This window comes from Streptomyces sp. NPDC046909 (assembly GCF_040644695.1).
Classification (GTDB): Bacteria; Actinomycetota; Actinomycetes; order Streptomycetales; family Streptomycetaceae; genus Streptomyces.
Genome location: NZ_JBEYXC010000004.1, coordinates 136,833 through 160,680, shown reverse-complemented (window position 1 = coordinate 160,680; position 23,848 = coordinate 136,833). Strand labels below are relative to the sequence as shown.

At 71.7% G+C, this 23,848-nt stretch carries 17 protein-coding genes; 9 read left to right on the top strand and 8 right to left on the bottom strand.

Translation table 11 applies throughout. The features are described 5' to 3' along the window. Positions 1 to 111 precede the first annotated feature (111 nt). Positions 112 to 1,428 (top strand): histidine kinase, encoded by a 1,317-nt coding sequence (locus ABZ928_RS13790; RefSeq protein ID WP_361517893.1) that lies wholly within the window; start codon positions 112 to 114, stop codon positions 1,426 to 1,428. 105 nt (positions 1,429 to 1,533) lie between these two features. On the opposite strand, the gene ABZ928_RS13785 is transcribed toward ABZ928_RS13790, so the two are convergent. Together ABZ928_RS13785 and ABZ928_RS13780 are read right to left on the bottom strand one after the other, a co-directional pair. Continuing rightward, positions 1,534 to 2,028, bottom strand: a complete 495-nt coding sequence (locus tag ABZ928_RS13785) for an SUKH-3 domain-containing protein (protein WP_361517891.1) — start codon at positions 2,026 to 2,028, stop codon at positions 1,534 to 1,536. A gap of 61 nt (positions 2,029 to 2,089) precedes the next feature. Further along, on the bottom strand, positions 2,090 to 2,626 hold the full coding sequence (locus ABZ928_RS13780; protein WP_361517889.1) for a YwqJ-related putative deaminase: 537 nt from the start codon (positions 2,624 to 2,626) through the stop codon (positions 2,090 to 2,092). A gap of 333 nt (positions 2,627 to 2,959) precedes the next feature. On the opposite strand from ABZ928_RS13780, the gene ABZ928_RS13775 reads away from it, so the two are divergent. Beyond that, complete coding sequence (locus ABZ928_RS13775) at positions 2,960 to 4,003, top strand: SMI1/KNR4 family protein (protein WP_361517888.1); 1,044 nt, start codon at positions 2,960 to 2,962, stop codon at positions 4,001 to 4,003. Positions 4,004 to 4,011: 8 nt separating this feature from the next. Then, positions 4,012 to 7,371 carry an SUKH-4 family immunity protein gene (locus ABZ928_RS13770; RefSeq protein WP_361517887.1) on the top strand — a complete coding sequence of 1,120 codons (3,360 nt, stop codon included), beginning with the start codon at positions 4,012 to 4,014 and terminating at the stop codon, positions 7,369 to 7,371. 112 nt (positions 7,372 to 7,483) lie between these two features. Here ABZ928_RS13770 and ABZ928_RS13765 read toward each other — a convergent pair whose 3' ends face one another. Next, positions 7,484 to 8,254: an alpha/beta hydrolase gene (locus tag ABZ928_RS13765; RefSeq protein WP_361517885.1), complete on the bottom strand. Its 771-nt coding sequence runs from the start codon at positions 8,252 to 8,254 to the stop codon at positions 7,484 to 7,486. Between the two features lie 292 nt (positions 8,255 to 8,546). Here ABZ928_RS13765 and ABZ928_RS13760 point away from each other — a divergent pair, with 292 nt between their 5' ends. After that, complete coding sequence (locus ABZ928_RS13760) at positions 8,547 to 9,431, top strand: cellulose-binding protein (protein WP_361517883.1); 885 nt, start codon at positions 8,547 to 8,549, stop codon at positions 9,429 to 9,431. Positions 9,432 to 9,553: 122 nt separating this feature from the next. Here ABZ928_RS13760 and ABZ928_RS13755 read toward each other — a convergent pair whose 3' ends face one another. Together ABZ928_RS13755 and ABZ928_RS13750 are read right to left on the bottom strand one after the other, a co-directional pair. Continuing rightward, positions 9,554 to 11,209 carry a cation acetate symporter gene (locus ABZ928_RS13755; RefSeq protein WP_361517882.1) on the bottom strand — a complete coding sequence of 552 codons (1,656 nt, stop codon included), beginning with the start codon at positions 11,207 to 11,209 and terminating at the stop codon, positions 9,554 to 9,556. Next, positions 11,206 to 11,616 carry a DUF485 domain-containing protein gene (locus ABZ928_RS13750; RefSeq protein WP_361517881.1) on the bottom strand — a complete coding sequence of 137 codons (411 nt, stop codon included), beginning with the start codon at positions 11,614 to 11,616 and terminating at the stop codon, positions 11,206 to 11,208. Before ABZ928_RS13750 ends, ABZ928_RS13755 begins: the two co-directional genes overlap by 4 nt. Positions 11,617 to 11,896: 280 nt before the next feature. Here ABZ928_RS13750 and ABZ928_RS13745 point away from each other — a divergent pair, with 280 nt between their 5' ends. Next, positions 11,897 to 12,268 carry a hypothetical protein gene (locus tag ABZ928_RS13745; protein ID WP_361517879.1) on the top strand — a complete coding sequence of 124 codons (372 nt, stop codon included), beginning with the start codon at positions 11,897 to 11,899 and terminating at the stop codon, positions 12,266 to 12,268. Here the strand turns inward: ABZ928_RS13745 and ABZ928_RS13740 are convergent. Continuing rightward, positions 12,219 to 12,725, bottom strand: a complete 507-nt coding sequence (locus tag ABZ928_RS13740; protein WP_361517878.1) for a GNAT family N-acetyltransferase — start codon at positions 12,723 to 12,725, stop codon at positions 12,219 to 12,221. The two genes, ABZ928_RS13745 and ABZ928_RS13740, sit on opposite strands and share 50 nt — an antisense overlap. Positions 12,726 to 12,746: 21 nt before the next feature. Next, on the bottom strand, positions 12,747 to 14,249 hold the full coding sequence (locus ABZ928_RS13735) for an MFS transporter (RefSeq protein ID WP_361517877.1): 1,503 nt from the start codon (positions 14,247 to 14,249) through the stop codon (positions 12,747 to 12,749). A 452-nt stretch (positions 14,250 to 14,701) separates the two neighbouring features. Between ABZ928_RS13735 and ABZ928_RS13730 the strand changes: the two genes are divergently transcribed. The 3 genes from ABZ928_RS13730 (at position 14,702) to mfd (ending at position 21,914) form a co-directional block, all read left to right on the top strand. Further along, a complete protein-coding gene (locus ABZ928_RS13730; protein ID WP_361517875.1) occupies positions 14,702 to 15,490 on the top strand; it encodes an ABC transporter ATP-binding protein in 789 nt (262 codons plus the stop codon). Further along, positions 15,487 to 18,054 (top strand): FtsX-like permease family protein, encoded by a 2,568-nt coding sequence (locus tag ABZ928_RS13725; protein ID WP_361517873.1) that lies wholly within the window; start codon positions 15,487 to 15,489, stop codon positions 18,052 to 18,054. The genes ABZ928_RS13730 and ABZ928_RS13725 overlap by 4 nt, the downstream gene beginning before the upstream one ends. 329 nt (positions 18,055 to 18,383) lie before the next feature. Further along, positions 18,384 to 21,914 carry a transcription-repair coupling factor gene (mfd, locus tag ABZ928_RS13720; protein WP_361517871.1) on the top strand — a complete coding sequence of 1,177 codons (3,531 nt, stop codon included), beginning with the start codon at positions 18,384 to 18,386 and terminating at the stop codon, positions 21,912 to 21,914. A 198-nt stretch (positions 21,915 to 22,112) separates the two neighbouring features. Here mfd and ABZ928_RS13715 read toward each other — a convergent pair whose 3' ends face one another. Then, a complete protein-coding gene (locus ABZ928_RS13715) occupies positions 22,113 to 22,763 on the bottom strand; it encodes a TetR/AcrR family transcriptional regulator (protein WP_361517870.1) in 651 nt (216 codons plus the stop codon). A gap of 115 nt (positions 22,764 to 22,878) precedes the next feature. Between ABZ928_RS13715 and ABZ928_RS13710 the strand changes: the two genes are divergently transcribed. After that, positions 22,879 to 23,811 (top strand): hypothetical protein, encoded by a 933-nt coding sequence (locus ABZ928_RS13710; RefSeq protein ID WP_361517868.1) that lies wholly within the window; start codon positions 22,879 to 22,881, stop codon positions 23,809 to 23,811. The last annotated feature ends 37 nt before the right edge of the window (positions 23,812 to 23,848 follow it).

The following is a 23,848-nucleotide window of genomic DNA, read 5'->3' as shown; positions in this document are numbered from 1 at the left end:
CAGTTCGAGGGAAATCGGTCGCTTTCGCATCCGGCCGGTCACGCAGTGTGGTGTAGGCCAATCCCGGAAACTCACCGGAAAACGCGCGCCGACCGCCCGTAGGCTGGAGGCATGACCACGACGGGGGAAGAGCACGCCGCGGCCCGGCAGGGGCCGTGGTGGTGGGATCGGTGGCGCAGTGCCGTACTGGACGTGAGCTTGGCTTTCGCGTCGGTCGTCGAGTGCGGGGCGGAGGGGTGGCGGTTCGCGGGGGACGCGGGGATTCCGAGGGCCGCGGGGATTGTGTTCGGGTTGCTCGCCGGGTCGGCGTTGTTGGTGCGGCGGAAGTGGCCGATCGCCGTTGTGCTGGTGTCCATCGCCATTACGCCCGCTCAGATGGGCTATCTCATGGCGATTGTCGGTCTGTACACCCTGGCCGCGTCCGAGCTGCCTCGCCGGATCATCGGGTCCCTTGCGGGGATGTCGCTGGTCGGGCAGATGATCGTGCTGTTCGTTCAGCTGCGGCAGGGTGACAGAGGTGGGGATGGTCTTCAGCTGGGGGATTGGTTCGTTCCGTTCGCCGCCGTCACCATTGCCATCGGGTTGACCGCGCCGCCCTTGCTGCTCGGGTTGTACGTCGGTGCCCGGCGGCGGCTGATGGAGAGTCTTCGGGAGCGGGCGGACAGTCTGGAGCGGGAGCTTCAGCTGCTGGCCGAGCGGGCGGAGGAGCGGGCGGAGTGGGCGCGGGGTGAGGAGCGGACGCGGATCGCCCGGGAGATGCATGATGTCGTCGCGCATCGGGTGAGTCTGATGGTGGTGCATGCGGCCGCGTTGCAGGCTGTCGCTCGGAAGGATCCCGAGAAGGCCGTGAAGAATGCCGCGCTCGTGGGGGACATGGGGCGGCAGGCGCTGACCGAGTTGCGGGAGATGCTCGGGGTGCTGCGGAGCGGGGACGGCGGGCGGGGGAAGGGCGTACGGGCCGAGTCCGTGCCGTTGGCGGCTGTGGGGGCCGCGGCCGCTGCCGCGGCTTCGCGGGCCGTGGACGAGTCTGACGGGCCTTGTCTGTCCGAGTTGGAGGAGTTGATCGGGCAGTCGGCGGCGGCGGGGATGGTCGTGGATCTGACGGTCGAGGGTGATGTGCGGGCGTATGCGGCTGAGATCGAGCAGACGGCGTATCGCGTGGTCCAGGAGGCGCTGACGAACGTCCACAAGCATGCCGCCGGGTCCAAGACGCACGTACGGCTGGCGCATCGGGTGTCGGAGATCGCGATGCAGGTGGAGAACGAGCCGCCGCCGGAGGTGTCGGTGGCGTCGTCGGCGCGGTTGCCGTCGGGGGGCAATGGCCTGGTGGGGATGAAGGAGCGGGTCGTGGCGCTGGGCGGGGTGTTCGTGTCCGGGCCGACGGATGCGGGGGGTTTCCGGGTGTCGGCGGTCATTCCGGCGGCGTAGGGGGCCGGTTTCGGGGGTCCTGCTCCTCGTACTTCTTTGTTTCTCTGTCTCTCTGTTTCCGCTGTTCCTCTCTGCTTTCTTGTACGTCCTTTTGCTTCCTTGTGTTCAGCCTGCCGTGAGTCGTACCGGTTCTATGCCTGAGACCAGGGCGGCGAGGGACTGGTCGATGTCGGGGCCGAGGTACCAGTCGCCGGTGTGGTCGAGGGCGTAGGCGCGGCCTTCGGTGTCGATGGCGAGGAGGGCGGCGGTCTCGGTCTCGGCGCCGAGGGGGCAGATCTCGGTGTCGAGGGCGCGGCCGAGGTCGCCGAGGGTGCGGGCCATGTGGAGGCCGTGGAGGGGGTCGATGTGGAGGCCGGCGGGGGCGATCTGGCGGCCGGGTCCTGCCGGGGTGATGTGGAGGCCGCCGAATTCGGCCCAGGCCTCGACGGCGGCGGGGAAGACGGTGTGGCGGTGGCCGGCGGGGGAGACGTGGTCGCGGAGGGCGTCGGCCCAGATCTCGGCCTGTTTGATGTCCCAGCGTCCGGGTTGCCAGCCGGCGGCGCGCAGGGCGGCGTCGACGGGGACGGGGAAGCGGGTGGTTGAGGTGCGGTCGGGGTGCATCTGCCCTTCGTTCGTCGAGGTGGTGAATCGGCGGCTCGTGGTGTGCGGGGGTGGCGGTCGGTCAGTCGTCCGCCGCTGCCGGGTCGACGATGCGTACGCCGAAGTGGGCGCTGAGGGCGGTGCAGGCGCGGCAGGGGGCGGCGAAGCTGCCGTGGAGGGGGTCGCCGTCCTCGCGGATGCGGCGGGCGGTGAGTTTGGCCGCTTTGAGGGCTTTGCGGGCCTCGCCGTTGGTCATGGGTTTGCGGGCGGCGCGTTTGCTGCGGGCCTCGTCGGCGGCGGCGAGGTGGCGGGAGATGAGGATCGTCTCGGCGCAGCGTCCGGTGAAGCGGTCGCGCTGGGTGGAGGTGAGGGTGTCGAGGAAGTCCTGGACGAGTGGGTGCAGGGGTGGTGCCTGGTCGCCGCGGGCGGCGGTGCCGGTGAGGGTGGCGCCGCGGACGGAGAGGGCGGCGGCGACGGTCGGGAGTATGCCGTCGCGGCGGTGACGGAGGGTGGGCGCGGGGTGTGCGTCGGTGCTGCTCCAGCCGATCCGGGGATCACCGGATGTGGCTGGTCGCGGCCCTGTGTGTGGTCCCGTCTGCGTCGTATTCATGATCATCATCCCCTCCCGAGCATCCCCCCGGACGACACAGAGTGCCAAATGGCGTGGCTGGTGCGGAAGCTGGGGCGGTGCGACACGCCCGGGTTTGGGCGGGCTGTCACGGCGGGGTGACGGCTGGTCACGGAAGCGGAGGGCGGCTGACCGGTGCCCGGTGACCGGTGTCGTCGTACCGCATAGGCTGTCGGCACCCGCGTGTATGCGGGTTCGCCGCAGTGATGCGGTGGGTGCGTTCTACGTGTTGGAGAAGTCGAATACGGACTGGGGCGGGTCGGAACCGGGGATACCGGAACCGGTCGTCACGGGTCGTACAGAGTGCCGCAGGGGGCAACCGCCATGACGACAGGTCGGCTCGGGCAGCAAGCCGCGCCGCCGAACGCGGCCTACGCCGGGCAGGTCGTGCACTTCCCGGATCCGGTCCGGGCGGCCCGTCACCCAAGAGGGGTGCGGGTGGACGAGCACGGTTACCCCGACTTCTCCGCGTATGCGCGGGCGGCCGCGGAGATCGCCGATCCGCCGGAGGGTTTCGGTGTCGACGAGCTGCGGCTGACGGACTATGTCTCGGCGAACGCGGCCCTCGCGGCGTCCGGTCATGAACTGTGGGACACGGTGCCGGCGGTGGCGACGCCGCACGGCTGGACGTGGCATCACGTGGTGGGTTCACGGCGGCTCGAACTGGTGCCCGTCGAGGTGAAGGCGTTGCTGCGGCATCACGGCGGTATCGCGACGGCGGCGGTGGACCATGCCAAGCGGGGGACGCGGCCGTTGCAGGAGACGCGGCCCGCGCACTTCGGTCTGCCGAAGTCGGGTACGGCGGTGTCGGAGTCGCAGGTGCTGGGGGTCGAGGAGGATCTCGGGTACCGGCTGCCGGGGGCGTACCGGTCCTTCCTGAAGGCGGCGGGTGGCTGTGCGCCGGTGGGGACGGCGCTGGACCCGGAGTTGGGGCTGCTGGTGGACCAGCCGTTCTTCACGGTCCGGGACGAGGCCGCCGTCAACGACCTCGTGTACGTCAACAAGTGCCTGCGTGACCATCTGACCAAGGACTACCTGGGTGTCGGGTTCGTGCAGGGTGGCCTGCTGGCGGTGAAGGTGAAGGGCGAGCGGATCGGTTCGGTCTGGTTCTGCGCGTACGACGATGCGCGGGACGTCGATCCGACGACGCCGCCCGCCGAGCGGGTGGAGCGGCTTCTGCTGCCCTGCGGTGCGGACTTCGACGTGTTCCTGTCCCGACTGGCGGGTTCTCCGCCGGAGTTGGAGACGGTGGCGAATCTGATGGTGGACGGTGGGTTCGCGCGTTCGGTGCCGGTTGCTTCGGCTTCGGGGTCGGCTTCGGCGGCCAGGGCGGGCACGGCGCCCTCGGTGTCTTCGGTGGGGGAGTGAGCTGACCGATGGTGACGTTCGCGCAGGCGCAGGAGCGCGCCGAGGAGTGGATCAACGGGGATGTGCCGTCGTACCAGCATCGTGAGGTGCGGGTGCGGGAGTTCGACCTCGGGTTCGTGGTGTGGGCGGAGGACCGCCCCGACGGGCCGCGTTCGGACGGCGGCGCGCAGCGGCTGGTGATCGCCCGGGACAGCGGGGAGGCCACGCTGTGGCCCTCGCTGCCGGTGGGTGAGGTGATCCGCCGGTACGAGGAGGAGTACGGCCGCGCTGCCGACGATGCCGCGGCTGCGGCGCCGGCGCCCGCGGCCCGGGTCGATCTGAATCAGACGTCGTTCTTGCTGACGCCGCCGGAGTGGTTGCAGGAGGCGGCGGATCAGCTGGGGATTCCGGATCGGCGGGGTGGGCGCGCGGAGGCCGGGGCCGCGGCTGGGGACGGTGTGAGCGCGGGCGCGGGGGCTGGCGCTGGTGTGGGTACTGGTGCGGGCGCCGGTGGTGGTGCTGGGGCCGGTGCGGATGTTGGCGCGGGTGCGGGTGCGGGTGTCGGCGCTGGTGCTGATGGTCGGGCTGGGGTCGGTGGCGGGCCGGGGCTTCCCGAGACGCAGGCCGGGGTGCCGGGCGGGGCGGGTGGCGCTTCGGGTGGTCCGGGGCCCGCCGGCTCGGCGGGGGCTGCGCCGGGGGCGCCTGTCGGGGTGGGCGCGCCTGCGGGTGCGCCGTCCGCGCCGGGTGGGGCCGCCGTGCCTCCGGGGGCTACGCCGTGGGCCGGGACGGACACCAACGCCGATGCGGGGGACGACCGTTCCGTACCGCTGCCCGCGACCGTGTTCGCGCCGCCGCTGAGCGGTACCGACGACGACACTCCGCCGCCCGCGACGCCGCCGGACGCCAAGACGGCGCTCATGTCGGGGGGCAGCCAGCTGCCGCGGACGGCGCTGGCACCGGCGCTCGACGATCCGAACGCGCCGGGTGGTGCGCCGGGTGCGCTTGGGGTGTCTGGGGCGCAGGGTGTTCCTGGGGCGCCGGGCGTGCAGGGTGTGGCGGGGGCGCCCGGTGGGCATGGTGCGCCGGGCGCGCAGGGTGTGCCCGGGGCGCATGGAGTTCCGAGTGCGCCGGGAGTGTCCGGAACGCACGGGGCGCCCGGGGTGCCGGGTGCGCCCCAGGAGATCGTGCCGCCGCCCGGTGGTGCGGTGCCGGGTGGGGCGCCCGCGTCTGCGCCCGCGCCGGGTGGTGCGGCGTACGGCTATCCCGGTGCGCCGGGTGGTGCGGGTGTGCCGGGCACGCCCCCGCCGGTGCCGGGTGCGCCGCAGGGGAGCACGCCGCCGCCTGTTCCGGGTGGGTCGGCGTACGGCTATCCGAACGCGCCGGGTGCGGGTGTACCGGGTACGCCGCCTCCGGGTGCTCCTTCTTACGGGTATCCGCAGGGGCCCGGCGGAGCGCCGGGTGCGCCTCAGCCACCGGCGGGTCCGGACGGGCCGGGTGCGGCGGGGCGGTCGCTCGCGCCGAACGCCGGGGACATCGCCGACGCCGCGACGAGCAAGGCCTCGCCTCCGCCGCGCCGGGGGAGCGGTGGTGCGACGCCGCCGCCTCCGCCGGGTGCGCCTGGGGCGCCGGGCGCGCGGCCGGGTGCCGCGCCTCCGCCCGTGCCGGGTGCGCCGGGTGCGGGGGCGGGTGGGTATGTGCCGACGCAGCTCGTGTCGGCGCTCGGGCCGGACGGTCCTGAGGGCGGTCCGGGCGCCCCCGGCATGCCCGGCGCGCCGCAGGGTCCGGGCGCGCCCACGCCGCCTGGTGCGCCCGCTCCGCCGGGTGCGCCGAATCCGCCTGGCGGTACGCCTCCGGGCGCTGTGCACCATGCCGCCACGATGCTTGCCGACCCGGGGCGTATGGGACCGGGAGGGGGCGCGCCGCAACCTCCGGGCGCCCCCGGCATGCCCGGTGCGCCGGGCGCTCAGACTCCTCCGGGCGCCCCGGGCGTACCTCACGCGCCGGGCGCTCCGGGCATGCCGGGCGCTCCAGGTGCCCCGGGGGCGCCTGGCGCCCCTGGTGCCGCCGGCGTTCCTGGCGCACCCCACGCTCCCGGTGCACCCCACGCCCCCGGCGCGCCGCAGCCTCCGGGCGCCCCTGGTGTGCCCGGTGCGCCTGGTGCGCAGGGCTCTTTGGGGGGCGCGCCTGGTGCTGTTCACCACGCCGAGACCATGCTGGCCGCGCCCCCGGTGGGCGGCCCCGGCGCGCCTCCGCCGCCGCAAGCCCCCGGCGCGCCCGGAGTTCCGGGCGCCCCCGGTATGGCACCGGGCGCCGCTCAGCCGATGGCGCCCGGAGCGATGCCGCCCGGTGCCGTACCGCCTCCGGGGCAGCCCGTGCCCGGGCAGCAGCCGGCGTACGGGTATCCGCCGCAGGGGCAGCCGACCGTCGGTCCCGGGTATCAGGCGGTGTTGCGCTACCGGGCGCAGGACGGTTCGGAGCAGCAGCTGATCCGGCGTTCGGCGCCGGGTACGCCGCATCCGGAGTGGCAGATCTTCCATGAGCTGCGGGGGATGAACATCCCGCCGGACCAGGTGCTGGAGCTGCACACGGAGTTGGAGTCGTGCGAGCTGCCGGGTGCGTACTGTGCGCGGATGATCCGGGAGCAGTGGCCGCAGGCGCGGCTCGCGAGCATCGCGCCGTACGGTACGGATCACGCGAGCCGGCAGCAGGGGATGCAGCAGTTGCTGGCGCACCAGGGCGAGTTGCACCAGGTGGCGGACGGGCCGGCGCGTCCGGCGCCGGTGCGCGCGCCGCTTCCGCCGGTGCAGCCCGCGCCGCCGGTTCCGCCGGAGGGCGTCGCGCAGGAGTTGGCGGGGGCGTTCGGGCCGGGGGTCTTCCGGTTCGAGCAGGCCGCGGTGTCCCGGCAGGGTGTGCCGCCGGTCGTGGCGCACTCGCTGGTGGTGGCGGGGCTGCCGATGGACATGGGTCCGTTCTTCTGGGCGCAGGCCCAGCCTGGGCGGCCGGTGCCGACGCTCGCCGAACTGGCGGCCGAGCGCGGTGTGCAGCCGGCTGCGGACGCGGGCTCGTACCTCGTCATGGGCAGTGACTTCGGCCGGGCGATCTGTGTGCAGTACGGCACGGCGAACATCGTGGCCGTGCCGGTGGAGGCGGGGCCGGGCGGGGCGCCGGTGCCGCCGCAGTTCGTGAACACCGGGCTGCCCGAGCTTCAGCGGTGCCTGGCGCTGCTGGGGCGGATGTGGCGGCTCCGGTTCGGGCTGAACCAGGAGCAGGCGGGCCGTTGGACCGTCGACTTCCAGGCCCAGCTGGCCTCGCTCGACCCGGCGGCGCTCGGTTCGCCGGAGAGCTGGTGGTCGGTGCTGCTGGAGCAGATGTGGGACGGACTGCTCTAGTGGATGCGGGACGCCCTGCTCCAGCAGGCGTCTGACTTCGCCGCCACGAGGTCTCCGAGAAGCCGGGCCCGGTCACCGTGACCGGGCCCGGCTTCTCGCTGAGGCGGTCAGGTCAGCGGCTGATGGCTACGGCCCGCCCTGCGCCCACGGTCCCGTCTCCCCTCAGGTGCCGGTCGTAGAACCGGATCGCGTCCTCCCCCTCGAACGCCGGGGTGCCGGTGTGGCCGCCCATGTTGGCGTGGAGTGTCTTCTCCTTGGTGCCGAACGCGTCGAAGAGGTCCAGGGCGCGCTGCCGGGGGTTGCCCTCGTCGTCCCACTGGAGCAGGACCAGCAGCGGCACGGTGACCTGCCGGGCCTCCTCGCGCTGGGCGAGGGGGACGTAACCCCCGGCGAAGAATCCGGCGGCCGCGATGCGCGGTTCGACCGCCGCGAGCCGGATGCCGAGGGCCATCCACCCCGAGTAGCCGACGGGGCCGTCGATCCCGGGCAGCGCCAGGAGCGCGTCCAGGGTGGTGAGCCAGTCCGGGGCCGCGTTCTCGACGAGGGGGCCGACGACCGACTCGAAGATCTCGTCGACCGGTTCGCCTGTCTGCATCGCCCGGCGGAGGTCGGCGCGTGCCTGTTCGTCGGTGGCCGAGCGGGGGCGGTCTCCGCAGCCTGCGGCGTCGATGGTGGCCACCGCGTAGCCGTACGCGGCGGTGTGCCGGCCCCGGGCGACCAGCCGGGACTGGCTCTTGGGCAGGCCGTTGTTGTGGGCCATGAGGATCAGCGGGGCCGCCGACGCGGAGCCGGCGGGTGTCCACAGGGTGCCGGGGATCTCGCCGAGGGTGAACTCGCGTTCGAGGACGCCGTCGTCGAGGCGTTGTTCGGAAGTGAAATGCATGGTCGTGTCCTTCGGGAGTGCGCGTGAACGGCGCTCCCGGACGACCTATCGCCCGACCGTGACCCCGGAGGGGAGCACCCATGTCGATTCTGCGTTCACGGGTACCACCTCCTCGTTCTCTCGCACGGTCTCCGGGAAGGTAGCAACGGCCGTCGTGGCCCGCCAACGGGTTTTCGCGGAGGGGCGCCGTGACCTCCGCGCGGAGTGTCGCGTTATGCACATTTCTGCCTGATACATCAAGATGTGCGCGAAATCATCATTTTGCGTCCTTTTGATGAAGAGGGGTTCCAGGATGAGCGGCACACCTGTCTCGTCCCACGGCTTCACGGCCGTACGGCGGGGCTACCGTCCCGAACAGGTCGACGCGTACGCCGCTGCGCTCTCCCAGGACCGTGACGCCTCCTGGGAACGTGCCGCCCGACTCACCGTCCTCGCCAAGGAGATGGAGGCGGAGCTCGGTGCGTTGCGCGAACGGGTCGCGCGGCTCGCTCCGCAGTCGTACGAGGCGCTCGGGGAGCGTGCGCGCCGGATCTTCCAGCTCGGGCAGGAAGAGGCCGCCGCCGTACGTGAGGGCGCGCGGCAGGAGGCGCAGCGCCTCATGGAGGCGGCGCAGGCGCGCGCGAACGGCGTGCGCGGCGCGGCGCAGGCGCACGCCGACGCCGTACGCGCCGATGCCGAGGAACGCGCCCGTCAGCGTCTGCTCGCCGCGCGCGCCGAGGCCGACGAACTCCGTATCTCCGCCCGGCGCGAAGTGAAAGAGGGGCGCACGGAGGCGCTCGCCGCGTTGCGCGACGTACGGCAGCGCACCACCGGCATGCTCACCGAGCAGGCCAAGGAGCACGCCGAACGCTGGGCGGACGCCGAGCGCGAGGAAGCGGAGCGCGAGGCGGCGCTCGACCTCCGCCACGCCGAACAGGTGGCGCGCGCCGAGGCCGCGCTGTCGGAGGCCAAGCAGGCCTTCGCCGACGCGGAGGCCTCCGCCCGGCTCCGCCAGGAGGACGCCCGCGCGCGTGCCGCCGAGATCCTCACCGAGGCGCGCGCCCGCGAGGAGCGCATCGCCCGCGAGACCGAGCGCGTCCTGCGTGAGCACGGGGAGCGCTGGGACGACGTACGCGCTCACATGGACCACGTACGCAACAGCCTGACCACGCTCACGGGGCGGGCGCCGGCGGAGTAGGGCGCGAACGCGCTCCGAGGGGAGCGCAATCTCTGGCTCGCGCCTGCGGAACAGAGCGCGGGCCCGCTCCCTTCGAGCGCGCCCGCTCCCCCCACCCCACCGTCGCTCCCCTCACCCCACCTTCACTCCCCCCTCCGCACCGCCCCCGCCAGAATCCACCCCTCCACCGCCTCGTACTGCCGGCGCTCCACCTCCGCCGTGCGCCGCCCGGACAGGACCGTCCCCAGCCAGCCGAAGGCGAAGCCGGCCGGGATGGAGATGAGGCCTGTGGTGGTGAGGGGGAGCCAGTTGAAGTCGTGGTCGGGGAAGGCGGAGACGGGTGAGCCGGAGACGAGGTTGGTGCCTGGCATCAGCAGCAGGACGAGCAGGGAGCCGCCGATGAGGGTCCATAGGAGGCCTGTTCGGGTGTAGCGGCGCCAGAAGAGGCTGTAGACGAGGGCGGGGGCGATGGCGGAGGCGCCGAGGCAGAAGGAGAGGGTCACCAGGGGTTGCAGGCTGCGGTGCTGGACCTGGGTGGCGAGGAGGATGGCGGGGATGCCGACCGCGAGGGCCGAGACGCGTGCCAGGGTCATCTCGCGGCGGGCCGACAGTTCGCGGGCGCGGCCCGCGAAGACGTCGTGGGCGAGGGAGTTGGCGCAGGCGAGGATCATGCCGGCGACGGAGGCGAGGAGGGTGAGGAAGATCGCCGTGGTGACCGTCGTGAAGAGGAAGGTCTCGGCGGTGGAGACCTCCGCGCCGAACGCCGCCCGGGAGCCCAGCAGATACGCCGTGTTGCCCTGCGGGTCGGCCTCCGCGATGACCGCCCGTCCGATGAGCGCGGTGGCCCCGAAGCCGACGACCGTGATGACGAGCACGAACAGCACCACCGCCGACACCGCCCACGACATCGAGCGGCGGACCTGGCGGGCGCCGCGCGCGGTGTACATGCGCATGGTGACGTGCGGGAGACAGGCGCCGCCTACGACCACCGTCAGCTCCGACGTGATCATGTCGAGGCGGGGCCAGTCACCGCCCCCGAACTGCAGCCCCGACTCCAGAAAGGCCGGCCCGACCCCGCTCTGCGCGGCGGCGGCGTCGAAGAGCGTGCCGGGGTCCCAGTCGAAGCGGCGCAGCATCAGTACGGCGACCACGGCGCCGGAGCCGAGCAGCATCACCATCTTGAGGATCTGGATGAGGGCGGTGCCCTTCATGCCGCCGATCGCCGCGTAACTGATCATCAGGACGCCGAGTCCGAGGATGCAGCCGGTCTGGAGCCCCTCGCCGGAGAAGCCGAGGATGAACGCCAGCAGCTGCCCCGTCCCCGCGAGCTGCACCAGCATCAGCGGCAGCAGAGCGGCCAGCGTCACCCCGCACGCCGCGATCCGCACCGACCGTCCGGGCATCCGCCGCGTCAGCGCGTCGCCCATCGTGAACCGGCCCGCGTTGCGCAGGGGTTCGGCCAGCAGGAACATCAGCAGCATCAGGGACAGCGCGGTGCTCAGGGCGAGCACGATGCCGTCGTAGCCGCACAGCGCGATCACTCCGCCGGTGCCGAGGACGGTCGCGGCGGAGATGTAGTCCCCGGCGATGGCGAGGCCGTTGCCCATGGGGGACAGGGAGTTGTAGCCGGTGTAGAACTCGTCCAGGTCGTCGCGGTCGGGCCCGGTCATCACGCACAGCAGCAGCGTGACCGTGGCGACGGCCGAGAACGCCACCAGGGACATCGCCTGCGCCGAGTCGCTGAACCCCGTGAATCCGGTCAACCCCGCCGCTCCCGTCACGGCCGTTGCCCCCGTCATCGGGTCGCCCCCCGCCTCGCGTCGAGCGCGGCCTGCTTGCGGATGCGGTCCGCGATCGGGTCGACGTAGGAGCGGGCCGTGCGCTCGTACAGGACGATCGCCAGCCAGGTGACGGGGAGTTGGAGCAGGGCGAGCAGCAGGCCGGTCGGGAGGCCGTCGGTGATCCGGCTCGTCATGAGGGACGGGACGAATGCCGACAGGATCAGGAACAGCGTGAAGTAGCCGAGCGCGGTGAGCGTCGCCACCCGCCGCTGCCGGCGGTACGCGCCGCGCAGGATCCGCAGATCGCTGTGGTGGCCCAGGGCGTCCCGGTGCGGACGCTGCCGGGTGGCCGGTGCGGCCGGTTCGGGGGCGAACGGCGGCTGCTGCCAGGGGTAGGTGGGCGGCGGGGACGAGTCGTATGACATCCCGGTGGCTCCTTGCATGGCTCGGGCCCGGTGCGGACCGCAGGGAGTTGGGGGGTGGGGCGAGCGGAGCCACGCACGTTACTCGTCGGTACGGAGATGTACAGGGTTTTCACCAAACTGATCGGTCGGTATGCGCTTACTTCGCTGACCTGGGGTGTTACCCGGATTAACTCAGATTATTGAGCGCCGGATCACCCCCCTCCGGCGCTACTTCAGGTGAACGAGCGCTACGGACCGTGGCACCTCGGAACCGTCGTCGAGCCGCGCGCGGAAGGCCTCGATGTCCGTCATCGGTATCGTCTCGATGCTCGCGCTCTCGGACCGCCTGACCGCCTACGGGCAGGGCGAGTTGATGGCGCCCTGGATGTTCGTGTGGGTCTGCGTGCTGCTCGCCGTCACCTACGACGGCAGTGCGCGGACCGGTGTCCGGACGACGACCGTCGTGCTGATGGTGTTCATGGTCCTGCCGACCGTCGTGCGGCTGGGCGAGGTGACGGCCCCCGCGTACTTCCTGGACGCGGCGCTGCGGATTCTGCTCGGGGTGCCGGTCGTGATCCTGCTGTTCCTGCCGGAGAGCACGGCGTGGTTCGGCCGGGAGCAGGTCAGTGGGCGAGGTGCACGCGCGCGTAGCGGACGCCGGGGCGGTTCATGAGGGTGATGTGGTCGGTCAGGACGAAGGCGTTGCGTTCGAGGACCGTTCGGGAGGCGTGGTTGTCCTCGGTGGTCTTCGCCGTCAGGGAGTTCAGGCCGTACGGCGTTGCGGCCAGCCGGCACATCTCGCGCACCGCCGCCGTGGCCACGCCCTGTCCCGCGGCGTGCTCGCCGATGCGGTAGCCCAGTTCGGCCGTGCCCTCCACGGCGTCCATGAGGTTGATCCGGCCCAGCAGGAGCCCGTCCTCGTCGAGGATGACGTGGAAGTGGCAGATTCCGGCGTCCTGTTCGGCCAGGAGGGCGCGGTGGCGGTCGGCGAAGCCGGAGGGGGTGAAGTAGGCGTCGCCGCGGTCCGGGATCGAGCGGGCGAAGTACTGCCGGTTCTCCGCCTCGAAGGCGAGTACGGCCTCCGCGTGGTCCGCTCGCAGTCGTTCCAGCCTCAGCACCGGTTGCCCCATGTCCGGCACCCTACGCAGGACTTACTCCGAGAGCACCGGGAATTTCCGCGGGGCCAGGAGGAGGAGCACGAGGAAGGAGAGGGTCGCCGCGCCCGCCGCGCCGAGGTACACGGCGTGGACCGCGTCCGCGACGGCCCGTCGTACCGGCTCGGATGCGGCGCCGGAGTCGAGGGTCCGGGTCACCGAGTCGAGGTCGCCCGCCCCGCCGAGGCGGGAGGCCAGTACGCCGTTGGCGACCGCGCCGAAGAGGGCGGCGCCGAGGGTCTGGCCGGTCTGGCGGCAGAAGAGGACGGACGCCGTCGTCGTACCGCGTTCCGACCACACCACCGTCGACTGCACGCCGACGAGCAGGGGGAGTTGGAACAGGCCGAGCGCGCCGCCCAGGAGCAGCATGAGGAGCGTCGGCTGCCAGGCCGCGCCGGGGTAGGGGAGGAAGGGGAAGGCGAAGAGGGTCAGGGCCGCCGCGCCCATGCCGAGCATCGCCGTGTTGCGGAAGCCGATCCGGCGGTAGACGTGCTGGCTGAACGCCGCCGACAGCGGCCAGCTCAACGTCCATACGGAGAGCACGAATCCGGCCGCCACCGGGGCGAGGCCGAGGACCGACTGGGCGTACGTCGGGAGGAACACCGTCGGGGCCACCATCAGCAGACCGAGGGCGCCCAGGGCGAGGTTGACCGCGGCGATCGTACGGCGGCGCCACACCCAGCCGGGGATGATCGGCTCGGCCGCCCGGCGTTCCACCAGGACCACCACCGCCACGAGGGCGAGTCCCGTGCCGAACAAGGCAATTGACGGCCCCGACAGCCACGGCCAGGCCACCCCGCCCTGCACCAGCGCCGTCAACAGGACGCCGCCGCACGCGAACACGGCGAGCGCGCCCGCCCAGTCGATCCGGGGGCGGCCCTCGGAGAGCCGTTCCGGTTCGTGGAGGTGACGGACGATCAGCCACAACGCGACCGCGCCGATGGGGAGGTTGACCAGGAAGATCCACCGCCAGTCCGCGTACGCCGCCAGCACGCCGCCGACCCCTGGGCCGGCCACCGCGGACACCGCCCACACGGTGGACAGCTTGGACTGGATCTTCGGGCGTTCCTTCAGGGGGTAGAGGTCCGCCGCGAGGGTCTGCACGGTGCCTTGCAGCGCGCCGCCGCCCAGGCCCTGCACGATCCTGAACGCGATCAGCGCGGCCATGTTCCAGGCGAGCGCGCAGAGCAGCGAGCCCAGCAGGAACAGGGCCGCGCCCGCGATGAGCACCGGCTTGCGGCCGAAGGTGTCGGAGAGCTTGCCGTAGACCGGCAGGGTCACCGTCACGGCCAGCAGATAGCCCGAGAAGAGCCACGAGAAGACGGAGAAGCCGCCCAGGTCGCCGACGATCTGCGGGACCGCCGTGGAGACGATCGTGGAGTCGAGGGCCGCCAGCGCCATCGAGAGCATCAGCGCGGCGACGACGGCACCGCGGCGGCGCGTGTCCGGTCGGCGGTCGTCCGTCGCCGCGGGCTGTATGTCCGTGTCCCCCTGGCCCACCGGTGAATTCCTTTCCCCTTGCATCTATCCGCCGCGGAACACCCTCTCACTTGACCCTCACGTCGCGGCAGGGTGCAGGCTGACCGCACCGGGGGGTGGAGGCCGACCCCGAGTTCCTCTCCACCCGGCGGTGGACTGCCCCTAGGGGTACCTCCGTACTACGGCTCGGGGAGGGTTCGTACCGCCGGAGGACGAGAAGGCACCGGGGCCGTCCTTAACCTGGCTTTACGCCGCTCGGACGGGATTGAGGACGAGCTCAGGGCGGTGTACCGCAGGGCCGGGGGTGGGGTTTTCCCCAGGAGAAGACGGCGCTCAGCACCAGCGCGCCGCACCCCCGACCGACGCCAGACTCATCGACGTACCAAGCACTCACCGACGTACCGGCACTCATCGAGACACCGGCGACGACGACTCGGCACGAGCATTCCGCTGACCGACATAGGAGACATACCGTGACATCGGCTGTGACCATCACCAGGCACGGGGGCACTGGAGGGACTACGGCCGTTGCCGCGCGGGCGCGGCAGGTCGTCAAGGCGTACGGGTCCGGCGAGACCCGTGTCGTCGCCCTCGACCACGTGGACGTGGACATCGCGCGGGGACAGTTCACCGCGATCATGGGCCCCTCGGGGTCCGGCAAGTCCACGCTCATGCACTGCCTCGCCGGGCTCGACACCGTCTCGTCCGGGCAGATCTACCTGGACGACACCGAGATCACCGGGCTGAAGGACAAGAAGCTCACGCAGCTGCGCCGGGACCGGATCGGGTTCATCTTCCAGGCGTTCAATCTCCTGCCCACACTTAATGCGATCGAGAACATCACGCTGCCCATGGACATCGCCGGGCGCAAGCCCGACAAGCAGTGGCTCGCGCGCGTGGTGGAGACAGTCGGCCTTTCCGACCGACTCAAGCACCGGCCGACCCAGCTCTCCGGCGGTCAGCAGCAACGCGTCGCCGTGGCCCGGGCGCTGGCCGCGCGGCCCGAGATCATCTTCGGGGACGAGCCGACCGGAAACCTCGACTCGCGCGCGGGTGCCGAGGTACTGGGCTTCCTGCGCCGCTCCGTCGACGAGCTCGGGCAGACCATCGTCATGGTCACGCACGACCCGGTCGCGGCCTCCTACGCCGACCGTGTCCTGTACCTCGCCGACGGCCGGATCGTCGACGAGATGTACAAGCCGACCGCGGACGCCGTCCTGGACCGCATGAAGGACTTCGACGCCCGGGGGCGTACGTCATGACCGTCCTGAAGACCTCGATGCGCAACTTCTTCGCGCACAAGGGCCGCATGGCGCTGTCGGCCGTGGCCGTGCTGCTGTCGGTGGCGTTCGTGTGCGGCACGCTCGTGTTCACCGACACCATGAACACGACGTTCGACAAGCTCTTCGCGACCACCGCCTCCGACGTCACGGTCTCCCCGAAGGAGGCCAAGAGCGACGACACCCCGCAGAACGGCAAGCCCGCCTCCCTGCCGGCCTCGACGGTCCAGCAGGTCGCGAAGGCGGACGGTGTGAAGTCCGTCGAGGGCGGGGTCAGTTCGATGAACGTGACCGTCGTCAACAGCGACAACGACAACATGGGCACGTCGAACGGCGCGCCCACCATCGCCGGCAACTGGACCAAGAGCGACCTGCGTTCGATGGAGATCACCTCCGGACACGCCCCGCGCGGGCCGACCGAGACGATGGTCGACGCCGACACCGCCGACAAGCACGACCTGAAGATCGGCGACGAACTGCGCACCATCTCCGTCGTCGGTGACTTCAAGGCCAGGATCGTCGGCATCGCCACCTTCAAGGTCACCAACCCCGGTGCCGCGATCGTCTACTTCGACACCGCCACCGCCCAGCGTGAACTCCTCGGCGCCGAGGGCCGGTTCACCCAGGTGTACGCGACCGCCGCGGCCGGCGTCAGCGACGCCCAGCTCAAATCGAACGTCACGAAGACCCTGGGCGTCGGCTCGTACAAGATCCAGACGGCCAAGGAGAACGCCGACGAGAACCGCGCGGACGTCGGCGAGTTCATGAACGTCATCAAGTACGCCATGCTCGGCTTCGCCGGGATCGCGTTCCTGGTCGGTATCTTCCTGATCATCAACACCTTCTCCATGCTGGTCGCCCAGCGGACCCGCGAGATCGGCCTGATGCGGGCCATCGGCTCCTCCCGCAAGCAGGTCAACCGCTCGGTCCTGGTGGAGTCCCTGCTCCTCGGCTTCGTGGGCTCGGTCCTCGGCGTCGGCGCGGGCGTCGGCATCGCCATAGGCCTGATGAAGCTCATGGGCATGGCCGGCATGAACCTCTCCACCGACGACCTGACGGTGGCCTGGACGACTCCGGTCATCGGCATGGTCCTGGGCGTCGTCGTCACCGTCCTCGCCGCCTATCTGCCCGCCCGCCGGGCCGGCAAGGTCTCCCCGATGGCCGCACTGCGCGACGCCGGTACGCCGGCCGACGGCAAGGCGGGCTGGGTACGCGCCCTGATCGGGCTGACCCTGACGGGCGCCGGCGGCTACGCCCTCTACGCGGCCGCCACCGCCGACACCGCGAAGGACGGCTCGCTGCTGCTGGCCGGCGGCGTGGTCCTGTCCCTGATCGGCTTCGTCGTCATCGGCCCGCTGCTGGCCGGCGGGGTCGTACGGGTGATCAGCGCGGTGCTCCTGCGGGCCTTCGGCCCGGTGGGCCGCATGGCCGAGCGCAACGCCCTGCGCAACCCGCGCCGTACGGGAGCCACGGGCGCGGCCCTCATGATCGGCCTGGCCCTGGTGGCCTGCCTCTCGGTGGTCGGCTCCTCCATGGTCGCCTCCGCCACCAGCGAGCTCGACAAGTCGGTCGGCGCGGACTTCATCGTCGAGGGCGGCCAGCGGATCGTCCCGCAGGCCGAGAAGGCGATGGAGCGGAGCCCGGGCCTGGCCCACGTCACCTCCTACAAGGAGGTGGAGGCGGTGTTGACCACGCCCGACGGCAAGAAGGACGACTCCGAGGTGACGGCGGCCGACCCGTCGTACGCCCAGGACCTGCGCCGCGCGACGACGGAGGGCACCCTCTCCGCCGCCTACGGCAAGGACTCCATGTCCGTCGGCTCCGACTACGCCAAGGACCACGGCGTCCACGTCGGCGACACCATCAGCGTCGCCTTCAAGGGCGGCGAGACGGCGAAGCTGAAGGTCGCGGCCATCACCGACGACAGCTCGGCGCTGGACCAGGGAGCGCGCTACCTCTCCATCGACACGATGAAGAAGTATGTCCCCGCCGACCAGATCCCGCCGAACACGATCATGTTCGCCAAGGCCAAGGACGGCCAGGAGAAGCAGGCCTACGCCGCCCTGAAGAAGTCGCTGGACGACTACCCGCAGTACCAGGTCCGCGACCAGACCGACTACAAGCAGGAACTGAAGGACCAGGTCGGCCAGCTCCTGAACATGGTCTACGGACTCCTCGGCCTCGCGATCATCGTGGCGGTCCTGGGCGTGGTGAACACCCTGGCTCTGTCGGTGGTCGAGCGGACCCGGGAGATCGGCCTGATGCGGGCGATCGGCCTCTCGCGCCGCCAGCTCCGCCGGATGATCCGCATGGAGTCCGTGGTCATCGCCCTCTTCGGCGCTCTCCTGGGCCTGGGGCTCGGCATGGGCTGGGGGGCCACGGCCCAGAAACTCCTCGCCATGGAGGGCCTCAACGTCCTCGACATCCCGTGGCCGACCATCATCGGGGTGTTCATCGGCTCGGCCTTCGTGGGCCTGTTCGCGGCACTGATCCCGGCGTTCCGGGCGGGCCGGATGAACGTCCTGAACGCGATCGCGACGGAGTAGCCGTGACCGAGTAGCCATGGCTGAGCAGCCATGACCGAGTAGCCATATCGAACGGGGGTTCATACGGGGGGTGCGACGGGGGGCCAGGGCCCGGCGCCGAGAAGTCACGGGGGACTTCTCGGCGCCGGGTCTGTGTTTTTCAGCCCGTCCGGCGTTTCAGGGCGCGGGGTGAGAAGAGCCCGGGGCCGGCCCGGCCGACGGGGTGCGGGAGAACCGGCGTTATCCACAGCCCCGGCAGCCGCGCCGACGCCGACGTACGCTGGAGACCCCCCGGCCGGTCACCGCGTCGGGCCCTTCGTGTTGCCCACCTAGGACGGAAGCGCCCCTCCATGAGCCTGCACGGTCTGCTCGACGCCGTCGTCAAGGACACCGCCCTCGCGGAAGCGATCACCGCGGCCGCGGACGGCAACCGCATGCACATCGACCTGGTCGGCCCCCCGGCGGCCCGCCCCTTCGCGATCGCCGCCCTCGCCCGGGAGTCCGGCCGCCCGGTCCTGGCGGTGACGGCCACGGGCCGCGAGGCGGAGGACCTGGCGGCGGCCCTGCGCTCCCTGCTCCCGCAGGAAGGCGTCGTCGAGTACCCGTCGTGGGAGACCCTCCCGCACGAGCGCCTGAGCCCCCGCAGCGACACCGTGGGCCGCCGCCTCGCGGTCCTGCGCCGCCTGGCCCACCCCCGCCCGGACGACCCCGAGACGGGCCCGGTGACCGTGGTGGTGGCCCCCGTCCGCTCGGTCCTCCAGCCCCAGGTCAAGGGCCTCGGCGACCTCGAACCCGTAGCTTTGCGCACCGGCCAGACCGCCGACCTGAACCAGATCGTCGAAGCCCTGGCGGCCGCCGCCTACGCACGCGTGGAGCTCGTCGAGAAGCGCGGCGAGTTCGCCGTACGGGGCGGCATCCTGGACGTCTTCCCACCCACCGAGGAACACCCCCTCCGCATCGAGTTCTGGGGCGACGACGTGGAGGAGATCCGCTACTTCAAGGTCGCCGACCAGCGCTCCCTGGAGATCGCCGAGCACGGCCTGTGGGCCCCGCCCTGCCGAGAGCTCCTCCTCACCGACGACGTACGCGCACGCGCGCGTGCCCTCGCCGAACAGCACCCCGAGCTCGGCGAACTGCTCGGCAAGATCGCCGAGGGCATCGCGGTCGAGGGCATGGAGTCCCTCGCCCCCGTTCTCGTCGACGACATGGAGCTCCTGGTCGACGTACTGCCCAAGGGCGCCATGGCCGTCGTATGCGATCCGGAACGGGTACGCACGCGTGCCGCGGATCTCGTGGCGACCTCGCAGGAGTTCCTCCATGCCTCCTGGGCGGCCACGGCGGGCGGCGGCGAGGCGCCGATCGACGTAGGCGCGGCCTCGCTGTGGTCGATCGCGGACGTCCGTGACCGCGCGCGCGAGCTGGACATGATGTGGTGGTCGGTGTCGCCGTTCGCCGCGGACCTGGAGCTGGAGGCGGACACCCTCCAGCTCGGCATGCACGCGCCCGAGACCTACCGCGGCGACACCGCGAAGGCGCTCGCCGACACCAAGGGCTGGCTCGCCGAGGGCTGGCGCACGGTGTTCGTGACCGAGGGCCACGGCCCGGCGGCCCGTACCGTCGAGGTGCTCGGCGGCGAGGGCATCGCGGCCCGTCTCGACGCGGAGCTTGGGGAGATCGCCCCGTCCGTCGTGCACGTGGCGTGCGGCTCGATCGACTACGGCTTCGTCGCCCCCTCGCTCCGGCTCGCCGTGCTCACCGAGACCGACCTGACCGGCCAGAAGGCGGCCGGCAAGGACGGCGCCCGGATGCCCGCGAGGCGCCGCAAGACCATCGACCCGCTCACCCTGGAGGCGGGCGACTACATCGTCCACGAGCAGCACGGCGTGGGCCGCTACATCGAGATGGTCCAGCGCACCGTGCAGGGCGCCACGCGCGAGTACCTCGTCGTCGAGTACGCCCCCGCCAAGCGCGGCCAGCCCGGCGACCGCCTCTACATCCCCACCGACCAGCTGGAACAGATCACCAAGTACGTCGGCGGCGAGGCACCCACCCTGCACCGCCTGGGCGGCGCCGACTGGACGAAGACCAAGGCGCGCGCGAAGAAGGCCGTCAAGGAGATCGCGGCCGACCTGATCAAGCTGTACAGCGCGCGCATGGCGGCGCCCGGGCACACCTTCGGCCCGGACACCCCCTGGCAGCGCGAGCTGGAGGACGCGTTCCCGTACGCGGAGACCCCGGACCAGCTGACCACCATCGCCGAGGTCAAGGAGGACATGGAGAAGTCGGTCCCGATGGACCGCCTGATCTGCGGCGACGTCGGCTACGGCAAGACGGAGATCGCCGTCCGGGCCGCGTTCAAGGCGGTGCAGGACGGCAAGCAGGTCGCGGTGCTGGTGCCGACCACACTGCTGGTGCAGCAGCACTTCGGGACGTTCAGCGAGCGCTACTCGCAATTCCCGGTGAACGTGCGGGCGTTGAGCCGCTTCCAGACGGACACGGAGGCGAAGGCGGTCCTGGAGGGCCTGAAGGACGGCGCGGTGGACGTCGTCATCGGCACCCACCGGCTGTTCTCCTCGGAGACCAAGTTCAAGGACCTGGGCCTGGTCATCGTCGACGAGGAACAGCGCTTCGGCGTCGAGCACAAGGAGCAGCTGAAGAAGCTGCGCGCCAACGTCGACGTACTGACGATGTCCGCGACCCCGATCCCGCGCACGCTGGAAATGGCGGTCACGGGCATCAGGGAGATGTCGACGATCACGACGCCCCCGGAGGAGCGCCACCCGGTCCTGACCTTCGTCGGCCCGTACGAGGAGAAGCAGATCGGCGCGGCCATCCGCCGTGAACTCCTGCGCGAGGGCCAGGTCTTCTACATCCACAACCGGGTGGAGTCGATCGACCGCGCGGCCGCGCGGCTGCGCGAGATCGTCCCGGAGGCACGGATCGCGACCGCCCACGGCCAGATGTCGGAGTCCGCGCTGGAGCAGGTGGTCGTCGACTTCTGGGAGAAGAAGTTCGACGTACTGGTGTCGACGACGATCGTCGAATCGGGCATCGACATCTCGAACGCCAACACGCTGATCGTGGAGCGCGGCGACAACTTCGGCCTCTCGCAGCTGCACCAGCTGCGCGGCCGAGTGGGCCGGGGCAGGGAGCGCGGCTACGCCTACTTCCTCTACCCCCCGGAGAAGCCGCTGACGGAGACGGCCCACGAACGCCTCGCGACCATCGCCCAGCACACGGAGATGGGCGCGGGCATGTACGTCGCGATGAAGGACCTGGAGATCCGCGGCGCGGGCAACCTCCTGGGCGGCGAACAGTCCGGCCACATCGCGGGCGTCGGCTTCGACCTGTACGTCCGCATGGTCGGCGAGGCGGTGGCCGACTACCGCGCCTCCCTGGAGGGCGGCGTCGAGGAGGAGCCGCCCCTGGAGGTCAAGATCGAGCTCCCGGTCGACGCACACGTCCCGCACGACTACGCCCCCGGCGAGCGCCTCCGCCTCCAGGCCTACCGCTCCATCGCCTCCGCCAACACCGAGGACGACATCAAGGCCGTACGGGAAGAACTCGTCGACCGCTACGGCAAGTTGCCCGAGCCCGTGGAGAACCTCCTCCTCGTGGCGGGCCTGCGGATGCTGGCACGCGCGTGCGGCGTGGGCGAGATCGTCCTCCAGGGCACCAACATCCGCTTCGCGCCCGTGGAGTTGCGGGAGTCCCAGGAACTGCGGCTCAAGCGGCTGTATCCGGGGACCGTCATCAAGCCGGCGGTGCATCAGGTGCTGGTGCCGCGGCCGAAGACGGCGAAGGTGGGGGGGAAGCCGTTGGTCGGGCGGGAGTTGCTCGGGTGGGTCGGGGAGTTCCTGGCGTCGATTCTGGGGTCGTAGGGGCGCCGATTCGTCGGGGCCGAGGACGAGGCTGAGGCCGAGGTCGTGGGGTGCCGTGATTCCGGGGCCGTGGCCTGCGGTTTTCCGGCACCAGGTCGGGCACGGCTGTCGGGGGAAGCGGGAGCAGGGGCGGGCCGCCGGGTCCCGCGCCTACCCGCCTCCTGACTGGTACGTCACCGCGGAGCCGGGGTCCTGGTGTCAGTCCCCGGACCGGAACAGCATCGCCGCCAACGCCCGGAACACCTCCTCGGGGTCCCGGTCCCCCACCGGCCCGTCCAGGTTGTGCCCGAGCAGCAGCGTGGCGAAGCCGTGCGCGAGCGACCAGGCGGCGACCCCGGCGAGGCGGGGCTCGATGCCCTCGGGGTGCACGCCCGACACGGCCTCGCGCAGGGCGTCACCGGCGAGGGTGCGCGCGGTGGCCAGTTCGAGGTCCTCGGCGCGCAGCAGGTCGGGCGCGAACATCACCTGGAAGTGCGCGGGGTGCTGACGCGCGAAGCGTACGTACCGCACGCCCGCTTCCTTGAGGTCGGGCGCCTCCCGCAGCGTGGCCGAGAGCAGCCCGAACCCCTCCGCGGCGATCGCCGTGAGCAGCCCGGTGCGGTCCTTGAAGTGATGCGCGGGGGCCGCGTGCGACACCCCGGCCCGGCGGGCGAGGTCACGCAGGCTCAGCGCGGAGGGCCCGTCGGCGGCGATGACGTCGAGCGCGGCGGTGAGGACGGCGCGGCGCAGGTCGCCGTGGTGGTAGGCGCGGCGGGAGGGCTTGGCGGGGGGAGTGCCGGTCGGGGGCGGTTCGGCGGACGGAGCGTCGGCGGATGAAGTCCCGGCGGACGGAGTTTCGGTGGGGGCCATGGGAAGCAGAGTACGCCCAATCTAGTCATTGACAAGTTCGGCGGGCTCGGGCAATCTTGTCAGTGGCAAGTTGGGGAACGGTCCGAAGTACTCGAACACGACGAGGAGTCCTGCCATGTCGCAACGCGAGAGGTCGACGCACGAGGGGTCGCAAGACGAGAGCGGGACCGGTACGGCCACCGGCGGCATCACCCCGGCCCGCGTACGCCAGCTCTGGCATCTGCTCGAACCCCTGCATGCGGTGCTCTACTACGCGCCGGAGGTCTTCGAGGAGGCCGCCGCCCTCGGCTACGACACCAAGGAACGCTGGCCGAGCTACTTCCCCTTCCGCGCGGCCCCGCTGGGAGCGGTGGGCGCGGAGCGCGTGACGTCCGCCTTCTACAGCTTCAGCCCCCGCATGGTCGCCGAGCACATCGACCACGCATGGGACACCGCGAGCCCGGAGGAGGTGCTGGCGGCCCGACTGAGGGGAATCGACCGTGCGTACCGCGCGATATTCGGCGACCGCGTCGACAGCCCCGAACTCGCGGAGGCCGCGGCCTTGGCCCGCCGAGCCGCCGAGGCGGTGAACACGGCGGGCCGCCCCCTGGCCGCCGCCAACGCCGAACTGGACTGGCCCACCGCCCCGCACCTCCAGCTGTGGCAGGCCGCGACGATCCTGCGCGAACACCGCGGCGACGGCCACCTCGCCGCCCTCCTCATCGCCGGCCTCGACCCGGTCGAGTCCCTCGTCTCCTTCGCGGCGATAGGCGCCGCGTCCGTCGAACGCTTCGAGAGCCGAGGCTGGACAGCCGCACAATGGTCCGCCGCCCGCGACCGCCTGACCACCCGAGGCCTCCTCGACGAGACCGGCACGGCAACCGACTCCGGCCGCGCCCTGCGCAACCAGGTCGAACACCACACCGACCGCCTCGCCACCACCCCCTGGCAGTCCCTCGGCCCGACCGACACCGACCGCCTCGTCGAACTCCTCGGCGACTACTGGGTGGCAGTCCTGTCCTCCGGCCTGCTTCCGTCGGAGACGACGCTGGGGATCGGGAAGGTCTGAGGGGAGAACCGAGGGGAAAGGGGCGGCGGGGTGGGTG

Excerpts from the sequence above, each read along its gene's own strand:
- ABZ928_RS13790 (WP_361517893.1), top strand. The coding sequence starts at position 112 with ATGACCACGACGGGGGAAGAGCACGCCGCGGCCCGGCAGGGGCCGTGG.
- ABZ928_RS13785 (WP_361517891.1), bottom strand. The coding sequence starts at position 2,028 with ATGCACCCCGACCGCACCTCAACCACCCGCTTCCCCGTCCCCGTCGAC.
- ABZ928_RS13780 (WP_361517889.1), bottom strand. The coding sequence starts at position 2,626 with ATGATGATCATGAATACGACGCAGACGGGACCACACACAGGGCCGCGA.
- ABZ928_RS13775 (WP_361517888.1), top strand. The coding sequence starts at position 2,960 with ATGACGACAGGTCGGCTCGGGCAGCAAGCCGCGCCGCCGAACGCGGCC.
- ABZ928_RS13770 (WP_361517887.1), top strand. The coding sequence starts at position 4,012 with ATGGTGACGTTCGCGCAGGCGCAGGAGCGCGCCGAGGAGTGGATCAAC.
- ABZ928_RS13765 (WP_361517885.1), bottom strand. The coding sequence starts at position 8,254 with ATGCATTTCACTTCCGAACAACGCCTCGACGACGGCGTCCTCGAACGC.
- ABZ928_RS13760 (WP_361517883.1), top strand. The coding sequence starts at position 8,547 with ATGAGCGGCACACCTGTCTCGTCCCACGGCTTCACGGCCGTACGGCGG.
- ABZ928_RS13755 (WP_361517882.1), bottom strand. The coding sequence starts at position 11,209 with ATGACGGGGGCAACGGCCGTGACGGGAGCGGCGGGGTTGACCGGATTC.
- ABZ928_RS13750 (WP_361517881.1), bottom strand. The coding sequence starts at position 11,616 with ATGTCATACGACTCGTCCCCGCCGCCCACCTACCCCTGGCAGCAGCCG.
- ABZ928_RS13745 (WP_361517879.1), top strand. The coding sequence starts at position 11,897 with ATGTCCGTCATCGGTATCGTCTCGATGCTCGCGCTCTCGGACCGCCTG.
- ABZ928_RS13740 (WP_361517878.1), bottom strand. The coding sequence starts at position 12,725 with ATGGGGCAACCGGTGCTGAGGCTGGAACGACTGCGAGCGGACCACGCG.
- ABZ928_RS13725 (WP_361517873.1), top strand. The coding sequence starts at position 15,487 with ATGACCGTCCTGAAGACCTCGATGCGCAACTTCTTCGCGCACAAGGGC.
- mfd (WP_361517871.1), top strand. The coding sequence starts at position 18,384 with ATGAGCCTGCACGGTCTGCTCGACGCCGTCGTCAAGGACACCGCCCTC.
- ABZ928_RS13715 (WP_361517870.1), bottom strand. The coding sequence starts at position 22,763 with ATGGCCCCCACCGAAACTCCGTCCGCCGGGACTTCATCCGCCGACGCT.
- ABZ928_RS13710 (WP_361517868.1), top strand. The coding sequence starts at position 22,879 with ATGTCGCAACGCGAGAGGTCGACGCACGAGGGGTCGCAAGACGAGAGC.